At 64.1% G+C, this 20,919-nt stretch carries 15 protein-coding genes; 7 read left to right on the top strand and 8 right to left on the bottom strand.

What is annotated here, in order from left to right:
- Window positions 1-21: 21 nt before the first annotated feature.
- The gene (locus IPV69_RS16895) at window positions 22-975 is read right to left on the bottom strand and encodes a vWA domain-containing protein (protein WP_206290850.1); all 954 of its coding nucleotides are present in this window, start codon (window positions 973-975) and stop codon (window positions 22-24) included.
- A 326-nt stretch (window positions 976-1,301) separates the two neighbouring features.
- The gene (locus IPV69_RS16890; protein ID WP_206290849.1) at window positions 1,302-2,441 is read right to left on the bottom strand and encodes a prenyltransferase/squalene oxidase repeat-containing protein; all 1,140 of its coding nucleotides are present in this window, start codon (window positions 2,439-2,441) and stop codon (window positions 1,302-1,304) included.
- A gap of 555 nt (window positions 2,442-2,996) precedes the next feature.
- On the opposite strand from IPV69_RS16890, the gene IPV69_RS16885 reads away from it, so the two are divergent.
- Window positions 2,997-3,359: a hypothetical protein gene (locus IPV69_RS16885; RefSeq protein WP_206290848.1), complete on the top strand. Its 363-nt coding sequence runs from the start codon at window positions 2,997-2,999 to the stop codon at window positions 3,357-3,359.
- Between the two features lie 111 nt (window positions 3,360-3,470).
- On the opposite strand, the gene trxA is transcribed toward IPV69_RS16885, so the two are convergent.
- Window positions 3,471-3,803 carry a thioredoxin gene (gene trxA, locus IPV69_RS16880; RefSeq protein ID WP_206290847.1) on the bottom strand — a complete coding sequence of 111 codons (333 nt, stop codon included), beginning with the start codon at window positions 3,801-3,803 and terminating at the stop codon, window positions 3,471-3,473.
- Window positions 3,804-3,966: 163 nt separating this feature from the next.
- Between trxA and IPV69_RS16875 the strand changes: the two genes are divergently transcribed.
- Together IPV69_RS16875 and IPV69_RS16870 are read left to right on the top strand one after the other, a co-directional pair.
- Window positions 3,967-4,941 carry an MTAP family purine nucleoside phosphorylase gene (locus tag IPV69_RS16875; RefSeq protein ID WP_206290846.1) on the top strand — a complete coding sequence of 325 codons (975 nt, stop codon included), beginning with the start codon at window positions 3,967-3,969 and terminating at the stop codon, window positions 4,939-4,941.
- 116 nt (window positions 4,942-5,057) lie between these two features.
- Complete coding sequence (locus IPV69_RS16870; protein WP_206290845.1) at window positions 5,058-9,998, top strand: outer membrane protein assembly factor BamB family protein; 4,941 nt, start codon at window positions 5,058-5,060, stop codon at window positions 9,996-9,998.
- A 69-nt stretch (window positions 9,999-10,067) separates the two neighbouring features.
- Here IPV69_RS16870 and IPV69_RS16865 read toward each other — a convergent pair whose 3' ends face one another.
- The 4 genes from IPV69_RS16865 to IPV69_RS16850 form a co-directional block, all read right to left on the bottom strand.
- Window positions 10,068-10,820: a Stp1/IreP family PP2C-type Ser/Thr phosphatase gene (locus IPV69_RS16865; protein ID WP_206290844.1), complete on the bottom strand. Its 753-nt coding sequence runs from the start codon at window positions 10,818-10,820 to the stop codon at window positions 10,068-10,070.
- 57 nt (window positions 10,821-10,877) lie between these two features.
- On the bottom strand, window positions 10,878-11,735 hold the full coding sequence (locus IPV69_RS16860) for a gamma-glutamyl-gamma-aminobutyrate hydrolase family protein (RefSeq protein WP_206290843.1): 858 nt from the start codon (window positions 11,733-11,735) through the stop codon (window positions 10,878-10,880).
- 38 nt (window positions 11,736-11,773) lie between these two features.
- The gene (locus IPV69_RS16855) at window positions 11,774-12,754 is read right to left on the bottom strand and encodes an amidoligase family protein (protein ID WP_206290842.1); all 981 of its coding nucleotides are present in this window, start codon (window positions 12,752-12,754) and stop codon (window positions 11,774-11,776) included.
- A gap of 166 nt (window positions 12,755-12,920) precedes the next feature.
- Complete coding sequence (locus IPV69_RS16850) at window positions 12,921-14,534, bottom strand: Kelch repeat-containing protein (RefSeq protein ID WP_206290841.1); 1,614 nt, start codon at window positions 14,532-14,534, stop codon at window positions 12,921-12,923.
- Between the two features lie 333 nt (window positions 14,535-14,867).
- On the opposite strand from IPV69_RS16850, the gene IPV69_RS16845 reads away from it, so the two are divergent.
- Window positions 14,868-16,817, top strand: a complete 1,950-nt coding sequence (locus tag IPV69_RS16845) for a universal stress protein (RefSeq protein WP_206290840.1) — start codon at window positions 14,868-14,870, stop codon at window positions 16,815-16,817.
- A 272-nt stretch (window positions 16,818-17,089) separates the two neighbouring features.
- On the opposite strand, the gene trhA is transcribed toward IPV69_RS16845, so the two are convergent.
- Window positions 17,090-17,758, bottom strand: coding sequence for a PAQR family membrane homeostasis protein TrhA (trhA, locus tag IPV69_RS16840; RefSeq protein WP_206290839.1), 669 nt, complete (start codon window positions 17,756-17,758; stop codon window positions 17,090-17,092).
- 201 nt (window positions 17,759-17,959) lie between these two features.
- Between trhA and IPV69_RS16835 the strand changes: the two genes are divergently transcribed.
- From IPV69_RS16835 to IPV69_RS16825, 3 genes are all read left to right on the top strand, one after another.
- Window positions 17,960-18,646, top strand: coding sequence for an ISAs1 family transposase (locus IPV69_RS16835; RefSeq protein ID WP_206290838.1), 687 nt, complete (start codon window positions 17,960-17,962; stop codon window positions 18,644-18,646).
- Entirely contained in the window at window positions 18,643-19,119 is a 477-nt protein-coding gene (locus IPV69_RS16830; RefSeq protein ID WP_241179934.1) for an ISAs1 family transposase, read from the top strand. Before IPV69_RS16835 ends, IPV69_RS16830 begins: the two co-directional genes overlap by 4 nt.
- A 232-nt stretch (window positions 19,120-19,351) precedes the next feature.
- Window positions 19,352-20,599: a DUF1275 family protein gene (locus IPV69_RS16825; RefSeq protein WP_206290837.1), complete on the top strand. Its 1,248-nt coding sequence runs from the start codon at window positions 19,352-19,354 to the stop codon at window positions 20,597-20,599.
- The last annotated feature ends 320 nt before the right edge of the window (window positions 20,600-20,919 follow it).

Here is a 20,919-nt window from a genome sequence, read left to right as displayed (position 1 = left end):
TTCGACCGCTACGGTCCGGGCTTATTGCAGATCGGTTTCGCGGACGAACCGATACGTCCCGCCGCTGTCTTCGGCGATCCGCTGCATCGCCTGCTCGGCCTCGCGGTCATAGGTTTCGAACAGGATCGCGTTGACGCGTGACTTCCGCTGCTTGTTCGATACATCGAACTGTCGCACCACGTCTGCATACGGCTTGAGGTTGTTGAACTCTCCGTCGCTCAGGAAGTAGACCAGGTCCGGGAGCTGCTTGAACGCCGCCTCGATCGCCGGCGTCGGGTCGGTGGTGCCTGTCGGCGAAATGTCTTCAAGGAATGCGTACGCCTGCCGTTTGTTGTCCGGTGTCGCCAGGAACAGGCCTTCCCGGCTGGCGATGTGATACTTCCCGCCGTCGGTGAAAAAGATGATGTTGAACGATTGAACGGGTTTCAGACCGGCAATCGCCCGTGTCAGTTCGTGCTTCAGCGTTCCGATCTTGTTGATCATGGTGCCGGTGGCGTCGCATACGAAGACGATGCGGCGGGCCTGCCGCGGGTTGATGAACAGCCCGTCGCCGCCGCCTTGTTTTGGCGAGCCGAATATCGGAACCGGTCCGCCGTCACCGGAGGAATTGCCGTTCGCATTGCCTTTGCCGAGGCCAATTCCGTTCCCCGTGCCGAACACACCGGGACCTCGCATAAGCAGATCGGCAGCCTGACCGTCCGGGCCGCTGCCGCCGCCTGCATCGACGTCCAATCCTTTCCCTGCGGCGCTGGCGAAACCCCTGGCGGCTTCCGGATCAACTTCCTGCGAGGCGACTTCATTGATTCGGGGCATGTTGCCTGTGGAGAGATTCGGAATGGTCAACGACACTTTCGTGATGTCGCCGTCTACTGGCGCCGACTGCTCCACGAACGGCTGCGGCGGTGGCGCCATGATGACCGTCGCCGTCGCGACGCCCAGCACGATCAGCGCGGCGTGTACGACCACAGAAGTCATCCAGGGGAGAACCTCCTGTACGAGCCGCGATCGCGACGCCCTCGTCACGTCGACCGGCTGGGAAGGCACGAGCACTGGAGATCCATCGGACGACGCTTTTTCGGCGCGCACCTGTGGCGCGGAATCGTCTGACTGCGTTTTCATTGTTTGCTCCAGTTGTAGACAAGGCAGAATTGGAGCCGATCGTCCCGGGTCCCTTTCGTCGGCTCTCTGCATGCATCACGTTCGACAGCAACGTGTCTTAGGTCGGTGCTGCGAAAATGAAAAACCCACGGACGGCTGTCCGTGGGTATTTGAGTTGCTTCGGGCTCGCCGAGGCACGCAGACTACTTCGCCGGATGCTCCTGGAGATCCTTCTCGACCGCCTGCAGCGACAGGACGACGAACGTCGTCGCCAGTACGGGGTTGTTCTCCATCCAGGCCTTGTCGCCGATCCAGCTTCCGTCGGGCTTTTGCAGGCTGGCTACCTTCGCGATGAACTCGACGCGCCAGTCGTGCTTGTTCCCCTTGGGGTCGGTGATGACCGGCTCGTCATACGCCGCTAGGGCCGTCGCCAGCGTGTGATAGTAGTAGTACATGCCAGACGTGGCCTTCTCCGGGCCGGCGAACTTCATGCCCGGGTTCTCGTCGAGACTCCAGTTCTTGGTGATCCAGTCCCAGGCCGCTTTGACGCGCGGGTCGTCCTTGGTCAGGCCGGCGTAGATCATGCTCTTGAGCCCGGCGTAGGTCATCAGGCCGTAGCTGCGGAGCAGACGCTTGCCGTCCGGACCGGTGTATTCGCCGGCATTGGACGACCCGCCGTCGGCCGGGGTGTAAACGAAGCCGCCGTCCTCACCGGCCCACTTCTGATCGTTGGTCTCGCTGCGGTTCTGGGTACGGCTGACGAACTTGATCGCGTCCTTGAACGCCGGATCGTCTTCCTTCAGGCCGGCGTCCTTCAACGCCTCGATGAACATCTGCGTGTTGGACAGGTCCGCCCGAGGCGGCTTGCCGCCGGGCTTCATCGCGCCGTAGCTCGCCCCGCCGACGCTGGGATTGGAATCGTCCCCCTTCACCTGCACACCCTTGAGGAACTTGACGGCTTTGTCGATTTCGTCCTTGAACTCCGGGTTGTTCGCCGCCGCCAGCGAGCTGATCGCAATCGCCGTGTTGTAGTTGGCGAGCATGTCGGCGTAGATTCCGCCGTCGGGCTTCTGGTTCGACAGGAGCTGCTTGTACCCTTTGAGAACCGCCTCGGACTTAGTCCCCGTGCCGGGGTCCTGCACGAGGGCGCGAAGGACCAGCGCCGAGATCCCCGGCGGATCGCGCGGCGACGTTTGCCACGACCCATCCGTCTGCTGCGCCTTCCTCAGAAATGCCACGCCCTTGTCGATCGATTCCCGGGCGCTAGCGGCCGGACTGTCGGCGGCCAGTGCGAGGGGGGAGATCATGAGTGCCAAAAGAGTGGCAGACATTGAACGGAACATTGGAACCTCCGGTAGATGCTGCGGAATTGCTCGAACAGTCTTGTAGTCGCGAATGATGACCGTTCCCGCCGTGTGTGCAAGAATGGCGCGGCCGGGAGCCTCGATGTTTTTAGGGGAGCCCGCAAGACATGTTAGCGTCGCATTAGGATCTGTCTCAAAACGGAACTTCGTGTGCCATGCCCACGCCGCAGTCCGACCTACAAGATCCAAGGCCGCTTCCCGCGTGGGCATGCGAAGTGCCGAGATCGCGTCGTTCGCTCATGCCCACGCGGAATGCTTTCGGCGAGTTCGAAAACGACTGACGGGCGTGGGCATGGCACCCAAACATGGTTTTGAGACAGAGCCTGGGATCGACCAGCCACCGAAACTCACCGTCGAAACGCCCGGGACGCTCAACTTCTGTTGCATCAAACGGCGGGAAAAATTCCGTTGACACGGTCGTGCTCGGTTCGCAGGATATCGTGTACACAAGGCACACGGGCGTAGCACGTTGCTTCTCCGATGCCGTTGACCTGGGAAGGGGTCAAATCCTTCAATCCTCTCGGGGTACTTGAAATGATGACGCGCAACATTCTCGCGGCTTTGGCTTTGGGCTCTGCCTTTGCGTTTTCCGGCGTTTCGTTTGCGGCTGATAAGGACGCCAAACCCGCCGAAGCCAAGTCGGTCAAGCTCGTAAAGCCCTGGGCTGACCTTAAAACCCTCTCCGACGATCAAAAGTCCAAGATCGACGCCATTCACAAGAAGGCGCTCGCCGAGATCAACGCGATCGAGAAGAAGGAGAAGGAAGATATCACCGCCCTGCTCACCGACGCCAACAAGGCCGAGATGAAGGACCTGGCCGAGGCCAAGAAGAAGGAAGCCGCCGGCAAAAAGCCGGCCGCAGACAAGAAGCCCGAGGCCAAGCCCGACGCGAAGTAGTTTTTTCGCTGCAAGGAAGCGCGGTCGTACGGCCGCGAAAGAAGTTCAAATCAAGAAGGACCGCCGACGCGACGCGTCGGCGGTCCTTGTCATTTTGACTTTCGACTTTGATCAGACGGCAGCCGTGTCGAGCGCTGCACGGAAGTCGCGTTCGTGGCGAAGACCAACGAACTTCTGCGCCGGCTGACCGGCCTTGAACAGAATCACGGTCGGGATCGACTCAATGCGGTACTTGATCGCGATCTCACGGGCCGCGTCGGTATCAACCTTGCCGACCTTCACCTTACCGGCGTAGTCGGTTGCCAGTTTGTCGATCGTCGGGGCGAGCATCCGGCAGGGCATGCACCACTCGGCCCAGAAGTCCACCAACACGGGCACCTCCGACTGCAAGACCTCTTGCTCGAAGTTGCTCTCAGTGAACTCGTGTACGTTCTCGTTGGCCATTTCATGTCTCCTTGGGGGCGATGCGTCGAGTCGGAGATGATAGAAGTCCGTAAGGCGCGTTGTCAAACGAGGGGAGTCACTGGATGGCCGTTAGCGGTCCGGCGGTCCGGCTCTGCCTACCGCCTACTGACTACTACCTCCCGTCGTGTTAACCTCTCGACCCATGCCCGAGCAGACAGAAGCGGCGACTCGCGTGCGGATCGGCATCATCGGGGGTTCCGGACTGGGTCAGGCGTTAGCCGGTCAGGTCGAGGGAATCCGCCATGAGGTCTCCACCCCGTTCGGCAAGCCGTCGGATGCCATTCTGGAGGTGCCGCTGGCGGGCACCAGCGTATTCCTGCTGTCGCGACACGGGCCGGGCCATGTGCTGAACCCGTCGGCGATTCCGTTCCGGGCCAACATCTTCGCGATGAAGTCACTGGGCGTGACCCACATCATCGCGTCCGGAGCGGTGGGCAGTCTGCGCGAAGAGTTCCGCCCGCGCGACCTGGTCGTCGCCGACCAGATCATCGACAAGACCTGCAAGCGTTCCAACACCTTCTACGAGCACGCGGCGGTTCATACCGAGTTCGCGGAACCTTTCTGCCCGGTGATGCGTCGAATCCTCATCGACACCGGCAAGGAAGTCGCAACCGATCCCGATCAACACCTGAAGATTCACGACCGTGCCTGCTACGTCTGCATGGAAGGGCCGGCGTTTTCGACGCGGGCCGAAAGCCTGATGCACCGACTCTGGGGCGGCGATCTGATCGGCATGACCGCCATGCCCGAGGCCAAGCTCGCCCGCGAAGCCGAGATCGGTTACGCCCTGGTCGCGCTGGTGACGGACTACGATTGCTGGAAGCAGGCCGGGCTGGCCAAGGGTCCGGGCCAGAAGCCCGAGCCGGCCGCCCCGCATGCCGATCCTTCGGTGTTGCTGAAAGAGATCATTGCCAATCTGAAGTCGGCTTCCGACAATGGCATTCGGCTGATCAAGGCGGCGGTGGCCCGTATCGCGGGCGACGAGGGGTTGCAAAGCCAACTGCTGGCCTCGCCGGCCTGCTCGTCGCTGGCGCTGGCGATCTGGTCGGACAAGGACAGAATTCCGCGCGATCAGGTGGAACTCCTGTCGCCTCTGTGGATGAAGTATTTCAGGTAGGGTTCTGACGAGACGCGTGAAGCACCGCGCCGAACCGAACGAAGCAGCGCGCACGGACCATCCGCGGGTCCTGCCGCGGTGCGGCGGGTGCTGCCCTGAACTTTCGAGAATTTCATATGACTACTCCCGCCGATCACTCCCCGCGTCGCTGGATCGCCCGTGGACTACTCGCGGCCGCATGTGCTGGCGTTGCGTTGCTTCCGCAGGTCCTGGCCCAGCCGGTCGCCCAGCCTCTCCCGGCTGCCGACAACCCTGACGGCGTTGAGGGCAAGGAGCACAACGAGTTCGTCTTCGTCCGCGACTCGGCCAGCGCTCAAGAAAAGTTCGGCCTGGCCCAGAAGATGGAGCGGCTGAAGGAGTGGAACAAGTCCGCCGACCTGTATCAGGAAGTCCTCGACAAGTACCGGGACCGGGTGATTCCGAACGGGAAGGACTCGAATAACGTCATCAACCGCTATACGAGCGTGACCTGGGGCGTGCTGGGGCAACTGGCGAACTGGCCGCAGGAAGGGCTCGACGTTTACCGGGGCCGCTACGAACCCAAGGCGGCCCAGCTTGTTGCCAGCTTCAAGGGGGATGACCTCGCTCCGCTGTACGAAGCGTTGCGCAAGTACTTCGTGACGGAATCGGGCAAGCAGGCCGGCATCCGGCTGATCGACGCGAATCTTGAGCGCGGCGAGTACGCCGCCGCCGCCGAGATCGGTGACCAGCTCTTGTCGCTCTACCCGAAGCAGAACCTGCTGGCCGAGCGGCCCGGCGTGCTGTTCCGGACGTCGCTGTCGCACTACCTCACCGGTACCGTCGATGGCCGCAAGAAGGGCGAGCAGTGGGCCGCAACTCTGGAATCGGAATCGCCGAAGGTCATCGGCGTGGTCCGCGGACAGGACGTGCCGCTGGCCGAGGCACTCAAGAAGGAACTGGCTGCGATCGGCACCGGCAATGCCACCGAAACGGTCGCGGCGGCGGGCGATTCCTGGCCGACCATGGGCGGCGGGCCCACCCGCTCGCTGATCTCCGGCGCAAAGGCCAATGCCGGCACGCGCCTGTACTCCGTCCCGCTGGCCGCCCCGAACTTCAACGCGCTGCCCAATGCGCAGATCCGCCAGCAGGCCCAGCAGACCTTCGCCAGCGCCGCCCAGACGGGACAGACGATCGGCGTGATCCCCGCGATCGACCGCGGCGAGATGTTCTTCAACGACGGGTCGCGCGTTTACGCGGTCAATCTCGAGTCCGGCGTGCCGCTGGCGGGCTGGCTCCAGACCCACCCGTCGAGCAACGGGCAGTTCATCCTTCCCAACGTCGTCGGCTCCACCCGCCTCTACCAGCAGACCGTCACCGTCACCGATCGTTACGTGCTGGCGATCATGGGGCAGCAGGACCGCAACCTGATGATGTACGGCATCGCGCCGCAGGGAGACTCGCGGATGGTCTGCCTCGACCGCGTGACCGGCCGCGAGGTCTGGACGGTTTCGCTGCCTACCACGCCGGACGTCCCCAAGAACGACGACGAAAAGGCGATTCGGGCCTTGGCGCTGTCGGGTGCCCCGCTTGTGGTCGGCGACTCGGTGCTGACTGTCGGCCGCAGCGCCCGCAGCAACCAAGGGGAAGACTGCTACGTGCTGTCGTTTGACATCAACACCGGCAAGTTCCGCTGGGCGTGCTATGTGGCATCCAGCGGGATGCCCAACAACATGTACGGCGCGCCGCAGGTCAGCGACAAGACCAGCCACCTGGCGTATGCCAACGGCCGCGTCTACGTGCTGACAAACCTGGGTGCCGTCGCCGCGCTCGATGCTTACAGCGGCACCATCGTCTGGCTCAACATCTACCCACTGGATCTCCCGCAGGTCGGGCGGGGCCGCGGTTTCCAACCGTTCGCGACCCGCGGTCAGGGCAGCGGTTCGAAGCTCAAGGCGTGGCAGTTCAACCCGGTCATGCTCGCCGACGGCAAGGTGTTTGCGCTGCCCGACGAGGGGAAAAACCTGCTGATCTATGACGCGATTACCGGCAAGGACATTAAGCGCATCTCGCTCGACGGACTGGCCAGTTGGAACAGTCGCAACGGCGGCCAGAACGACAAGCCGCTGACGCTGGTCGGCATCAACGGGCCGCGCATGGTACTGGCGAGCGAAGTCCGCCTGCTCTGCATCAATTGGCAGACGTACGAGGAAGAGAAGTTCCCCGGCGCCGATGACGCAATGATCTTCTGGCCGAGCACCGTTCCCGGCAGGCTGATGGGCCGGCCGTTCATGACCGCCGACGCGGTTTACATGTCCGCCGACGACCGCCTGCGCCGTCTCGACATGAAGAGCGGGCTTGCCGTGAACCAGTACCCGGCGTGGCCGCGAAGCTGGGAAGACGGCGAAGGGCCGGGCAATGTGATCGTCAGCGGGGACCACGTCGTCCTGGCCGGTGCCGACAGCATCGACGTCTACACCGACCTGACACTGGCGACCGCCAAGCTCGACAAGGAAGTCGCCGCAGCTCCGACAGACCCGGAACCCCGCCTTCGCTACGCCGAAGTGATGTTCGTCGCCGGCCAGGCGAAGGAGGCCGTCCGCCGACTGGATGAGGCGATCAAGCTGCTCGGCGGCGAGAAGCTAGCCGCCGGGGCCAATCGCGACCGGCTCTTCAACGATGCGCTAACGTTCGCGACCCGTTCGGCGGGCGACGACCGCGCTGAGGCGCGTGAGATGGTCGTTCAGTTCTTCGATCGGGCGGGCAACGCCGCGGGCAACGCGCAGCAATACGTTCAGTATCGCGTCGCCCGGGCGAAGTTCGCGCTGGCACAGCAGAAGGATCCGACCACCGCCGTTCGGCTTTACCAGGAAATCCTGGCCACGCCGGAAACCCGCGCCGTGACGCTGTTAAACGAGCAGAGCAGCCTGCCGACGCAGGCCGAGGACATCGCCGAGAAGGCGGTGGCGGCGATCGTGAAGGAGTCCGGGCCGTCGATCTACCAGCCCTACGAGCAACAGGCCCAGACCGCCGCCAAGGCCGCCGAAGACGAAACGGACAACATCGCCAAGGCGGGCAAGTTATTGCAGGTTTCGCAGGCGTTCCCCAATTCCAGTGTCGCCCCGGACGCCATGCTCGCCGCGGCCGACGCTTACGAGTCGGCGGCCAAGCCGCGCGACGCGGTGCGGGTCCTGCGTCAGATGTGGTTCAAGTACCAGTCCGGCCCGAGCCGCGCCGCGATCCTGGAAGGCATCGCCCGCAACTACCTTGCGGTCCCCGACCGCAACCGCGGCGACATGGCCAGCACCGCCGCGGCACGGCTGGCGATGGCGTCGGCGTTGCCCGGCGATCCGAAGCTGTCGAAGGACCTCAAGCTCCCCGACGGCAAGGTGATCGCCGCAGCCGGCACCCCGGTGCAAAAGGCGCTCGACGAAGTTCGCAAGGTCAGTTCCGCCGAGGCCGGCAAGTCGCTCGCAGACTTCCGCCTGCCGATCCCCAAGCCGGGGCAGAAGCCCTACCCGAAGGCGTTCCTGCCGCGAACCGACGAGATGATCCTGCCTGACGCGCTGGCGCTGGTGCTTCCGGCACGGGATTTTGCCCGCGCCGACCGGGTGATGACCTGGTCGCCGAACAAGCTGTCGATCTTCGCGTCTGGCAAAGGCGTGCCCAAGAAGCCGCTGAGCGAAAGCAATGCGTTCCAGGATAACGGCCGGGGGGCGGCGATGTACCCGCGCGGCGTGGCCTGGGCGGGCGATACCGCGATCGTCTGGGGCGGCTCTCGCGCCGTCGCGATCGATTCGCTGACCGGCAAGACCCTCTGGACGATCGACCTGTCGACCATGGCGACGCTCGAGGTGGTCCGCGGCGGAGACGCCCCGGGAACGCCGGTCGCCAACGCCGACGGGATCATCGTCAACGGAAACAATATCATCATCAACGGGCGTTTGAACGGCCGGGTGATCGTCCGGGGCGGCGCGATCCAGCAACTGCAACCCGCCCCGCAGGCCGCGGGCAACGCGAATGTCGCCCCGGCGATTCCCCCGCCCCCGGTCGCCGGCCTGGGCGAGCAGTTCGCCGACATACGCCCGATCGGTGACCGCGTCCTGCTGACCAGCAGCACCGGCCGCTTGGTATCGGCCGAACTGGCCGGCGGCAAGGTCACCTGGCAGGCGCGGCTGGCGGAAAAGACGCCCGACCGCCTGGTCGCGACGGAAGATTTCACGGTGGTCCGCGTGAGCGACGACCTGAAAGTGCAGCTTTTCGCCCTCGACACCTACAGCGGCCGGATCATCGGCAACAAGGCATTCGCCAGCCAGGGCGGCAGCGTGCCGGTGAACATGGCGTTATCCGCCGACGGAACGCTGGTCTATACGCTGCCCGATCGCCTGTGCCTGCGGGACCTGTACAAGGCGTGGGACGAGGACGAGAAGGTCGTCACCTCGACCGCGCAGGGCCAGCCGGCCCAGCCGATCTACGCCGGTGCCAATCAGCCGGGCCAGTTGGTGATCGCCGAAGGCCGCATCCTGGCCGTCGCCGACAGCATCAACATCTCCGGATTGTCGCCGAACGAGAAGTACATCCGCGTTCACTCCCTGGAAACCGGCCAGCCCCTGTCGCTGAAGTACACCGCCGACGGCACCAACAAGCGCGAGGTGGACCAGGTGCTGACGGCCGGCACCAAGGATTGGAACGTGATGATGCGGACGATGGGATCGAAGGTTTATGTGATCGGCCCCAAGACCGTGTACGGCTACAACCTGGACAAGCCCGCCGAGACCTGGCGTGGTTCGACGGACATCTTCGACGCCGGCCCGAATGACATGAACTTCCGCGACGGGTTCGTCGGCACGACGCACGTGGTCATCCTCGACCAGCCCACGCCATCAGCCGAAAACGCCAAGCCGCAGTACCGCCTGCACGCGTTTGCCCGGTACGTCAGTGCGCAGGCCAAGGGCGAAAGCGGAAAGCTCGACTACAGCGTGACGGTGAGCGATCCCGGCGGCCTGGCACCCCAGTGGCAAGCCGCCGACGGCGGGTTCTTCTATGCCACCGGCGACGGCAAAGTCCGCATGCTCGTCGGGACGGACCAGGAGCGATGACCAGAAAAAGATGAGACAAAAGTGCTGAGTGGCAGATTCTCTTACTCCGCACTCAGCACTTTCATCTCCTCACTTTTCCTCGTGCACTTCCAGCACCACCGCCGTGATGTTGTCGTCGCCGCCGGCAGCGTTGGCGGCATCAATGAGGTTCCTGCAAGTTGCCTCGGGGGTCGCCGACTCACCCATGATCCTGCAGATGTTCAGGTCGTCGACCATATTGGCCAGGCCGTCGGTGCAGAGCAGAACTCGATCGCCGGTCCGCAGCGCGACCCGACGGCTGTCGGGGGTAGGGTCGCCGGGCATGCCGATGCTGGCGGTGATGCGATTGCGATCAGGGTGGAACTGGGCCTGCTCCGGGGTGATGTGCCCCGAGTCGAGCAGGATCTGAATCACCGAATGGTCCCTGGTCAGCAGACGCAGCCGACCGTCGCGAAGCAGGTACACCCGGCTGTCCCCCATGTGAACGACGATTGCCTCGCCGGCGTGGATCATGACGGCGACAACGGTCGCGCCCATGCCGCTCAGGTGCGGCTCGGCGCTGGCTTGTTCAAAGACGTCGCGGCTCAGACGCGACACCGCCGACCGCAGCCGCCTGGCGATCGCCGCCGACGTCCGCGGCATGACGGACCCGCCCCGCTTCTGCATCAGCTTGGGCAGCGAGCTGACCACCATCTGCGAGGCAATCTCCCCGGCGTTATGACCGCCCATGCCGTCGGCGACGATGTACAGACCCTGGGCCTCATCCGCCGCCCAGGCGTCTTCATTCCCGGCGCGCACGCGGCCGGTATCGGTCAATCCGAAATGGTCAATTCGAAGGCTCACGTTTGTGTTGTTACCGTTACGTGAGTGTAGAGATTGGTTTGTGAGATGTCGAAGGATTTACCGCGACCCGGTCGGGATCGCCGTTTCGTGGCGTTGCGGACATTGCCGTCGCTGTCGGGCCGCCTGCACCAGCGATCCGAACAGCGCCCGCTGCTCCGGACGCTGCGGCAGAAACTCGGGGTGCCACTGGACCCCCACAATAAAGGGCATCGAGTCGTGTTCGATCGCCTGCACGATGCCGTTGCGATCCGTGGCGGCGACTCGAATGCCGACACCCAGGCGATCGACCGCCTGGCGGTGCAGCGAGTTCACCCATCGTTCCGTCCCAAGTATCGCGGCCAGCCGCGTGCCCGGCCGGATCGCCACCTTCTTGCGCGGACGAATCGAGCGAATTTCACGGGTTTCGATGTAGTAGCCGGCTAGGCTCTGATGCAGGGACCCGCCGAAGTAGACATTGAGCAGCTGCGCCCCGCGGCAAATCCCCAGGACGGGCAGGCGGCTTCTCACGGCGTGATCGAGCAGGCCACGTTCGAGACGATCGCGGTCGGCGTCGCCGCGACGGTTCGAATCTCTCGCCAGCAGTTGCCTTACGAACCAGGCAGCCGGGAGGAACAGCAAATCCAGCAGGCGTCTGACAAGGGATCGTTCTTTCTCGGGGGAAGGTTCCAGCAGCACCGCCAGGGGTTCGCCGTAGAGCTGCGGATCGACGTCGGCTCCGCCGCCGATCACCAATGCGTCGAGCTTCTCGATGCGGGTCGGGCGTGACGGCGTGATATGCCGGGCCGAAGCGCCGACAAGCATCAGGGAAAGCCAGGTGAAGAACCACGCCGCCTCGCCGCCGCGGTCGGGCCCGGTCACGCCGACGACAGGCCGCGTGCGGGGGCGATCGCTTGTTTTCAGGGCGGCGGATGTCACGCGGTGCGGTTCCGATTGTTGAAACGGTCTGCGGAGCGCTATCCCACGCCGCCGGCCATGTAACCTTCGAGAACGCTCGGCCATTTATCGACGAACGGGCGGAAGGAGGTCGAATCGGCCTCGAGATAGTCGCGGCTCATCGCGGCCAGCGCCGGAGCGTCGGCGGCGAGCCGTTCGACCGCAACCCAGGTGTTCCACTCCCGGGCCAGTCGCCAGTCCGGCTCGTCGATCAGGCAGTTCGGCAGGCGGTAATGGTAGGCGGGCCGGGCTTTCACCAGATGCGGGTCTTCGACCTGCGACATCACGCGGTCGCCGTCCAGGTGTGCCAGTACCGGCAGTACATCGAGCGGGCGATTGCGCGTGGGGTTGTACTTCAGGTAATCGTCGATGAGCGATCCGATGTCGCCGGGATAGTCCTCCTGCAGGATCAGCCGGGCATACTCGGACGGAAAACTATTGATGAACGGCATGACGCGGCGGGTGAGGTCAACATCCACCCGCTCGCGGAGCCAGGGCTCCAGCAGGAAGTAGGCCCTTAGGTGGTCTCGAACGGACGCCGGGTTCTCAGATGGCAATTCGGGATTGATGTGCATGCCGAACGCGTAGCGGAAACTCGCGCGGGTGCCCTTTGCCCCGGCGGTACGAAGCTCGCCGCGCAGTTCGTCCAGCAGGTAAAGCGTGTCGATGGGAATGGGCGGCGTCGCGATCTCGAACGGCACCCAGGCCGACAGCACGCCGGCCAAAAGGCGTTCCAGCGGCTCGGTATCGATCGACTCCGGCGACAGGCCGACGGCGCGAAGGACCGCTTCGTACCGCTTGTCCTTCAGCAGCGACGAATCGATCTCGACGGAAAAGTCGCCGACGCGGGTATTTCGAACCTTCCGGACCGCCAGATTCACGGTCTCGATCTCGCCGCCGAAGATGTCCCGGACAATTCCAGCCGAAGCATCGACGTCGGGTCCGGCGTACTCCAGTTCAAAACCGGCGCGGCGGACGGCCCCACCGGCCGTGTGGAACACGGGGGGACGTTGAAATGCTTCGGTACCGGGAAGTTGTTCGCAGGGGGGTTGTTCGCAGGTCATATCGCTCATCGGCCAACGGGCGTGGTTGCCACGGCAGGTCGTAGCAGACGCGGGCGTTTCACGGCAACGTCAAAAGTGCCGCCGATTCGGCGGTCGGCGGCGCTCAGGCCGGCGTCCCGATCCAGGTTGTCCAGGTATTGACCGGGCTGTTCCCGGTCGAGGCGACAATGCGGCCGTCGGGTAGGACGCCGGCCACCATCGTGCTGCGGGCCGACGGCAGCTGACCCACAACCGCCCATTGGTTGGACGCCGGGTCGTACGCGAAAAGTTCGCGTTTGACCGAGTTGAAGCCGTCTTCGCCGCCGACGACGACAATCCGCCCGCCGTGGTCGAACACCGCCGACGTCACATGCGATCGGGGCGCAGGAATGGAGGCGGCAGCGGACCACTGCTTTGTAGCAGGGTCGAACGCTTCAACCTGCGCCAGCGCCACCTGGTTCTGCTCCTGGTTCAATTGCCCGCTGATCGCGTACAGCTTTCCGCCGGTCGCGACGACCGACAGGTGATTCCGAGCGGTCGGCATGGACGGGAGTGAGACCCAGCCTTGAGACGGCTTTTTCGTATCGAGAGCCCAGAGGTTGTTGCGGTCGTTGATGCGGTCGCGGTCCATGCCGCCGACAAAGTAGAGCGTATTGCCGATCAACCCGGCACCGCCCGCACCACGGGAAAGCGGCAGGGACGGGCCGCGCGTCCAGCGGTTGTCGCCGGTGTCGTACTTCCAGACGCTCGTCGTGCCGGGGCCGGGGTGATTGCCCGCGTATCCGCCGACGAACCACAATTGATCCCCCACCACGACCCCCGTCGCGTGCGTGAAGGCCTCGGGCATGTCGGCGATGCGCGACCAGCGGTTCGTCGCGGGGTCGTACACGTCGCCCCGCTTGACGGCGATGTAGTTGTCGGCAGTTCCCGCGACCTTCCCGTTGAACCCGCCCATCACGTACAGCTTTCCGTTGATCACATTGCCGATTGCCTCGGCCCGGGCCAGTGGATTGGGCGTGGCGGTCTGCCAACGGACGGACGTACCCAGCGACGAAGCGCCGCCGGCAGGGATCCCACGCGCGTCTGCCGGCGGCTGCGCCGGCAAGTCCTCAGGCATCACGATCGCCCCAGGGTCGGCCGCGGACACGTCAACGAAGTTTAGCTTGCCGGCGCGGTGCGATTCGATGGTCAGCCTGCCATCGGCGACGGCAACCGTCAGCGTCGCCTCCAACCACTTCTGACGAGGCGAGTTCTTGCCGTTCACGGCACTGATACCTTCAACGCTGAACGCGTGTGCGGATCGTCCACGCACATCGCCGGCCGCCAGCCTTACGACGTAGTTGCCGTTGGGGATGGTCATTTCCCAGCGTGATCCGGCGCGGGTGGAGAGGAACGAATCGTACCGGTCGTCCGGAGATGCGGCGGATTGCCGGACTTTGCCCTTGAGCGTTTCCCCGCTCGTCCACCCATACTCCGAGGTGTCGGGTTTGACGGCCAACGCCTCGCCGACGTCCTTGCGATATCCGGGCACGTCGCGAGTTTGTGTCGGACCGAAGTTCACCCGAGCCACGTAAGCAGTCTCATCAGCGTCGAGCACGCGGCCGGTCGGGTCAAAAATGTCGCTCACGCCGCCGTGCAGTGCGCAATACAGTTGCCGGGACTCCAGAAATTCAAGCACTGCGATCGCGCTCTTGACCGGCTTAAGTCCAGCCGCTTTTTGGTTGTCGGTGGCCCGCATGGTACGTCCGTCCTCGATGGGCTGGCCGGACGCAGGCCGATGTCATGCCTGGGACATCGTTCGCCTACGTTTGCTCAGCCGGAACGAACGTTACGGGGTAACCATGAACGTGCAGCGAATCGTGAATGATCCGGCGCTCATTGCGGCCATCGCGAGCAGCCGTGTGAGCCACTGGCAGGGGATTGCGGTGGGGAAGTCACCTATCCGAACGCCGTCGGCTTGTTCCCCATAGGCCGAACCGGTAGCCTCTTGGGACGCGCTCAACCTGCGACGAGTGGTTGCGGTAACCGGCCGCGGCCACCTGACGCACGTAGAACTTGGTTCCTCCCACACATGCAACCTTCCGAAAATTCGAAGTCGGTCCCACAGGCCTTGTCGCTTCTGAGCAGCGAACGCCCCCGCAACGTCAGTTGGTTCGGGGCGGGCGCGCTGCTCTTTGGCGACTGGGGTACCAGCCGGCTGTACGTCCTGGGTTTGGCGTTTCTGGTCGCCGGGCGAAGCTCTTTCTGGCTGATCGCCGCGATGAGCCTGCTCATCGTCGCCGTCGGCTGGGCCTACACGCAGATCTGCCGGATTTACGCCGACGGTGGCGGCGTCTACACCGCCGGCCGGCAGCGTAGCGCGGTCGTCGGGGTGATCGGTGCCCTCCTGCTCTTTGCCGACTACACCGTCACCGCCTCCCTCAGCGCTGTCGAAGGTTTCCACTACTTCGGATTCGGCTCGTCCCACACCTCCGTCGAGGCGACCGACCCCGGCGACACCGTCATCCGACAGTCTGATGGCGAATCCAGCGGCGAAAGCACCCCGCTGATCGGCCCGGGCGAATCGACCTGGGCAAAAATCCACAATAGCCCCGGCTTGCTGGCCATCGGCGCCATCCTGCTCATCGGCGCCCTCAATCTCCTCGGCCCCAAGCATTCGGCGGGGTTCGCGCTGTTCGCAGCGGTCGGGATGATGGTCATCACCCTGCTGATCGTCGTGTTCGCGCTACCCCAAATCGACTTTGCCAACCTCGACTGGGGACGCCTCTGGCAGCCGCCCGGCGACATGTGGTACGGCTTCGTTTACATCGTCCTGGCGCTGTCCGGCGTCGAAGCGATTGCCAACCTCACCGGCGTCATGAAGAAGCCGGTCTACGCCACCGCCCGCAAAAGCATCTGGCTCGTCACGATCGAAGTCGCCATCTTCAATCTGCTGCTGGCGATCGTCATGATCTCGCTGGCGTCCAAGATGGGCCGGGAATCCCATAAGGAAGACATGCTGGCGTTCATGGCCAACCAGTACGTCGGCCCGATTGGCGAGTGGCCGGTGCGTATCCTGGGCGGCCTGCTCCTGCTGTCTGCGACCAATACCGCCATCGGCGCGCTCACCGGCACCATCTACGTCATGAGCCGCGACGGCGAACTCCCCCGCATCTTCCAGCGGCTCAACAGCTTCGGCGCGCCATGGGTGGCCACCGTTTTGGCCACCTCCGTGCCGGCGTTCGTGCTCATGTTCGTCCACGACCTGACGACGCTGGCGTCGATGTACGCGATCGGCGTCGTCGGGGCCGTCGCGATCAACTGCTCGCTCACCTCGTTCCACCCGCGACTGCGGAAGTGGTACCGCAAAACCGGCATGGTCCTGCTGGGGGCGCTGCTGGTAGTCATCTGGCTGACGCTGGCGTTCACCAAGCTGCACGCGACCGCGTTCGTCGCGATCGTGCTCAGCATCGGGCTGATTCTCCGGTCGGTCACCAAGATCGCCAGAAGCCGCAGCCCCAAGCCCAGCCTGTTCCGACAAGCCGTCATCGAACAGCTCACCCCCGAAGCGATGATGCGCCCCAAGTTGCTGCTGGCGACCGCCGGTTCCGACGCAATGGCCGAGCCGGCACTGCGGCTGGCGAAAGAGACCGGCGCGGCGCTGGTCGTCAGTTTCGTGCGGGAAGTCTCGTTGAACTTCAAGGTCGAGAGCGAAAACAGGATGACGCTCGACACCGACCCGGCCGCCCAGGAACTGTTCACCGAGTTCCTTGCCCACGGGCATCGCTATGGCGTGCCGATCATTCCCGCCTACGACACGAGCCAGAACGCCCCGGAGCAGATCGCCGAGCTCGCCGCGATGTTCGGTGCGGAAAAGGTGTTGATCGGTTCGAGCCGACGCGGCGCGATCCACACGTTCATCAAGGGCAGCTTCCAGAAGAAGCTGGAATCGCTCCTGCCGCCCGAGATGTCGGTGAAGGTGTTGCAGCCGGTCCGCACATCCGCCGACGCCGGAATGGAAGAAGAAACCCCCGCCCATTAATCCGGATTTCCGTCAGGTTCGGTGTGTGGTGTGTTTCACGGCATGAGGTGTGTTTCGCGGCGTGACCTGTTGAGCGGCGCGATCTGTTTAGCGGTTGCACCGAAGGTGCACTCGGATCGCCCGGTTCTATTGCCGACGCGCTGACCCGGCGTGAGGTGTGTCTCGCGGCGTGATCTGCGGTGCGGCCCGATCTGTTGGGCGGTCGCAACGAAGGTGCACTCTGATCGTCCGTCCCGCGGCAACCCGGAGCAACGCACCCGGACCACGGTAACTTACCCCACAAACGTTCGCACCAGGAAGAAATGGCAGGTGCTGCCCGACAGCGCCAGCACGTGCCAGAGGTCGTGGTAATCAAACCGGCCCGGCCACAGGAGGGGCTTGCGCGTGACAAAAACGATTGCGCCCACTGTGTAGCACGCCCCGCCGGCCAGAAGCCAGATCCACGCAGAAGTAGGCATCGCTTCCAGCAGCGGGCCAGTCGCGGTGAAGACGAGCCAGCCCATCAGGCAATAGACACATACCCGAAGCAGGCCCCTCTGCTCCTTCATGAGCATTACGCTGGCGATGCCAATCGCCGCGAGTACCCATTCGATGGTCAGCAGCGTCCAGCCCCAGGGCCCCCACAGGGGCCCGAGGCAGATCGGCGTATAAGTGCCGGCGATCAGCAGGAAGATCGCCATGTAGTCGAATTGATCGAGTCGCCACGCCATCCGCGGCGAACAGTGGATGGAATGAGCGAGCGCGCTGGCCGTGTAAACCAGGATCAGGCTCGTGCCGTAGACCGACACGGCGATGATTTCCCACGCCGTTCCCCGGCTAAGCCCCAGCAGGACAATCAGCCCGACAAGTGCCAGCACCGCGCCCAATGCGTGAGACAGCCCGCAGAAAGGGTCTTTGATCCATCGGCGAACGCCACGGGGGGAACTGGGATCGGAAGGCACCCGGCCACTATAGTCCCACGGCTCACTCCGCGATACTGACAAAGGCAACTTCTTATCCGGCTGCGAGGGCAATCGCATCTCCTTTTGTCGATGGTTGTGTTTTGTACGGGTTGCGCTTTCTAACTTCTCTCGCTATCACTCCTTCACCGGTCGCGAAGCTTCGCTGGTAACAACTTTCATCTCCTGAAACGGAGCTTCGCCATGGATGGCCCTGCGACCAGTGGTACCCTGCGCGCGTTTTCCAACCTCCCCGATCCTCGCGGCTGCAACGTGATTCACAAACTCCACGACATCCTCGTCATCTCCGTCTGCGCCGTCATCTGCGGTGCCGACGGCTGGGTCGACGTTGAACTCTATGGCAAGAGCAAGCTCTCCTGGCTGCGAACCTTCCTGGATCTTCCCCACGGCATCCCGTCTCACGACACCTTCGGTCGCGTCTTCGCCAAGCTCCATCCCGACGCCTTCGAGCAGTGTTTCAACGCCTGGGTCGGCGCGATCGCACAGTCCGCCGGCGGACGACTGATCGCGATCGACGGCAAGGCCATCCGCCGGTCCTTCGAACACGCCTGGGCCAGGAACAACATGACCCACATGGTCAGCGCGTTCGTCGACGCCCACCGGATGGTCTTCGGCCAGGTCGCCGTGGATGACAAGAGCAATGAGATCGAGGCGATCCCGCGGCTTTTGGGCCTGTTAGACATTCAGGACGCGACGGTGACGATCGATGCCGCCGGCTGCCAGACGCAGATCGCCAGACAGATCGTCGATGCCGGCGGCAACTACGTGCTGTCGGTGAAGGAGAACCAGCCGAGGACCAGGCTTCGCCTCGTCCGACGCTGCACGCGAAGGTCAGGAAGCTGCTGGACGAAGCGATCCTGGGCGGCATGAAGGACGTGAGCCACGGCGTCCACGAGGAGTTCGACGCCGACCACGGCCGGCTGGACACCCGCAAAGTGTGGGTGATGGACGAAGTGCACTGGCTCGGCGACCTATGTCAGCAGTGGCCGGGACTGGCCGGCGTGATCGCGGTCGAACGCAAGCGGGAGGTGCTTGCCGGCAAGAGCAGCGTCGAGCGGCATTACTTCATCAGCAGCGTCGCAGGGACCGACGCCAGGGCGATGGCGGCGGCGATCCGCGGCCACTGGGCCATCGAGAACAAGCTGCACTGGCAACTGGACGTGAGCTTCCGCGAGGACGAGCGGCGGATCCGCAAAGGCTATGGTGCGGAGAACTACTCCCGGTTGTGCCGGCTGACGCTCAATCTTCTCAAGCGGGACAGGAGCATCAAAAACGGGATCCACGGGAAACGGTTAAAGGCAGGTTGGGACGAGCACTACCTGCTCCGTCTGCTAACGACCTGAACATGCAATCGCCCTGATCCGGCTGCTCATATGCCGAAACAGTCACCACCGACTTGCCGACGGTCGATGTAGTTGGGAGCGGCAGTGGAACGCGGTCTCTCGATGAGGATGAGACAGCTTCGTTCACCTGCCGCAGTCGAGAGTCGGAGGACCGCAGGACCGATAACATGAAACATGTTTTCGGCAGGATGATTGCTGAAACTTAAGTTCAGACCCCGTACGTCCCCTCTCCATGCTCTCTGCCGGTGCTTACAGTTTCCGTCTCAAGAGCCGACTCGCGATCAGTCTCTCCTGGATCGCCGGCTACACCAATGTCATCGCGTTCATTATGTGCGGCGGAATCGTCGTGTCGCACGTCACGGGGAACGTCACCCATTTCGGCCTGGCGGTTGCCGAAACCGGGTTCAGCGTCGCCAGCGCACTGCAGCAGGTGGCGTTCTTCGGGTTCCTTGTCCTGGCTTTCTTCGCCGGTGCGGTCGCCTCGGGCGTGATGACCGAAGGCGCACGGCGGCGCGGTATTGCGTCGAAGTACATGCTGCCCATGGCGGTCGAAGCCCTGCTGCTGGTCGCATTGGCGATCGGCATCGAACTGCACTACACCGGCTTCCTCCCGGCTTCCAACCGCTCGACGTTCTACGTGCTCAGCGGCCTGGCCTCGCTGGCCATGGGGCTCCAGAACGCCACCATCACCCGCATCAGCGGGGCCGTCATCCGAACGACCCACCTGACCGGCGTCGTCACCGACCTGGGGCTCGAGAGCGTGCAATACATCCTCTGGGCGTGGGATCGAACCCATCGGCCTTTAAGGAACGGCCGGGTCAACGGCACCGCCAGGCCGTCGTCGCGGCTCGGTCGGGTCTGGCGGCTCTCCAGCCGGCACGCCAGCTTCCAGCGACTGCTGCTGCTGGCGAGCATCTTCGGGTCGTTCCTGTTCGGTGTGATCGCCGGGAGCGTGATCTTTTACTTGTTCCCGACCCGTGCCCTGCTCGCGCCTGTCTCGTTCCTGCTCTGGATCATCTACGTCGACTGGCGCAAGCCCATCGCCGACGTGAAGGAACTGGATCTCACGGCCGACACCGAGTTCGGCGGCAGCGAAGGGGTCAAGGCGATGCTCCCCGGAGGGGTCGGCATCTACCGCCTGACCCACCACCGCCGCGACGCCCAGCATCATGCCCCCGACTTCCTGGCATGGGTCGATCGGCTGCCCAGGCAATGGCGGGTGGTGATCCTGGCCGTCAGTCCGCTCACCCACTTCGACGCCGACAGCGCCATGAACCTGCTGGCCGCGGCGCAAAAACTGCGATCGCAGCACCGCGAGCTGATCCTGTGCGGCGTCCGCGCCGTGCAGTACAAGGCGCTCGACCGTCACGGCCTGGTCGAAGAACTGGGCCATGACCTGTTCACACCCGATATCGAGTTCGCGATCGCCCGGGCGATCAACGCACTGGAAGCGCTGGGTGGCGAACCAGCAGTCACCTGAGCCCGTAAACTGACGCCGCCCGGCTGAATCCCGCCCAACGGAACCCTTCTCAGACACGCACCTTCATTCCCGCACCCAGAGTGCTGCGCCGGGAAATCTGCGCCACCGAATCCCGCGCCCGCCGGATAAGCCGAATCGGCTTGGCCCCGGGGGGCCGAGGCGGGCCACGGGTGCAGCGGCAGCAGCGAAGTCGATGTCGCCTTTTGGCCCCGGATGGGCCGGGGACGCTAGCCACGGGTGCAGCGGCAACGGCGCAGCCGGTGTCGCGGAACCCGTGGAAACGGACCCCAGGTTCATCCCGCCCCGGACGGGGCGGAGGA

The organism is Humisphaera borealis, assembly GCF_015169395.1.
Classification (GTDB): domain Bacteria; phylum Planctomycetota; class Phycisphaerae; order Tepidisphaerales; family Tepidisphaeraceae; genus Humisphaera; species Humisphaera borealis.
This window is presented reverse-complemented; position numbering and strand designations above follow the sequence as displayed.

What these genes read in the sequence shown, in the direction of transcription:
- IPV69_RS16890 (WP_206290849.1), bottom strand. Translation starts at nt 2,441, where the DNA reads ATGTTCCGTTCAATGTCTGCCACTCTTTTGGCACTCATGATCTCCCCC.
- IPV69_RS16895 (WP_206290850.1), bottom strand. Translation starts at nt 975, where the DNA reads ATGACTTCTGTGGTCGTACACGCCGCGCTGATCGTGCTGGGCGTCGCG.
- IPV69_RS16835 (WP_206290838.1), top strand. Translation starts at nt 17,960, where the DNA reads ATGGATGGCCCTGCGACCAGTGGTACCCTGCGCGCGTTTTCCAACCTC.
- IPV69_RS16870 (WP_206290845.1), top strand. Translation starts at nt 5,058, where the DNA reads ATGACTACTCCCGCCGATCACTCCCCGCGTCGCTGGATCGCCCGTGGA.
- IPV69_RS16845 (WP_206290840.1), top strand. Translation starts at nt 14,868, where the DNA reads ATGCAACCTTCCGAAAATTCGAAGTCGGTCCCACAGGCCTTGTCGCTT.
- IPV69_RS16850 (WP_206290841.1), bottom strand. Translation starts at nt 14,534, where the DNA reads ATGCGGGCCACCGACAACCAAAAAGCGGCTGGACTTAAGCCGGTCAAG.
- IPV69_RS16875 (WP_206290846.1), top strand. Translation starts at nt 3,967, where the DNA reads ATGCCCGAGCAGACAGAAGCGGCGACTCGCGTGCGGATCGGCATCATC.
- IPV69_RS16825 (WP_206290837.1), top strand. Translation starts at nt 19,352, where the DNA reads ATGCTCTCTGCCGGTGCTTACAGTTTCCGTCTCAAGAGCCGACTCGCG.
- trxA (WP_206290847.1), bottom strand. Translation starts at nt 3,803, where the DNA reads ATGGCCAACGAGAACGTACACGAGTTCACTGAGAGCAACTTCGAGCAA.
- IPV69_RS16830 (WP_241179934.1), top strand. Translation starts at nt 18,643, where the DNA reads ATGAAGGACGTGAGCCACGGCGTCCACGAGGAGTTCGACGCCGACCAC.
- IPV69_RS16885 (WP_206290848.1), top strand. Translation starts at nt 2,997, where the DNA reads ATGATGACGCGCAACATTCTCGCGGCTTTGGCTTTGGGCTCTGCCTTT.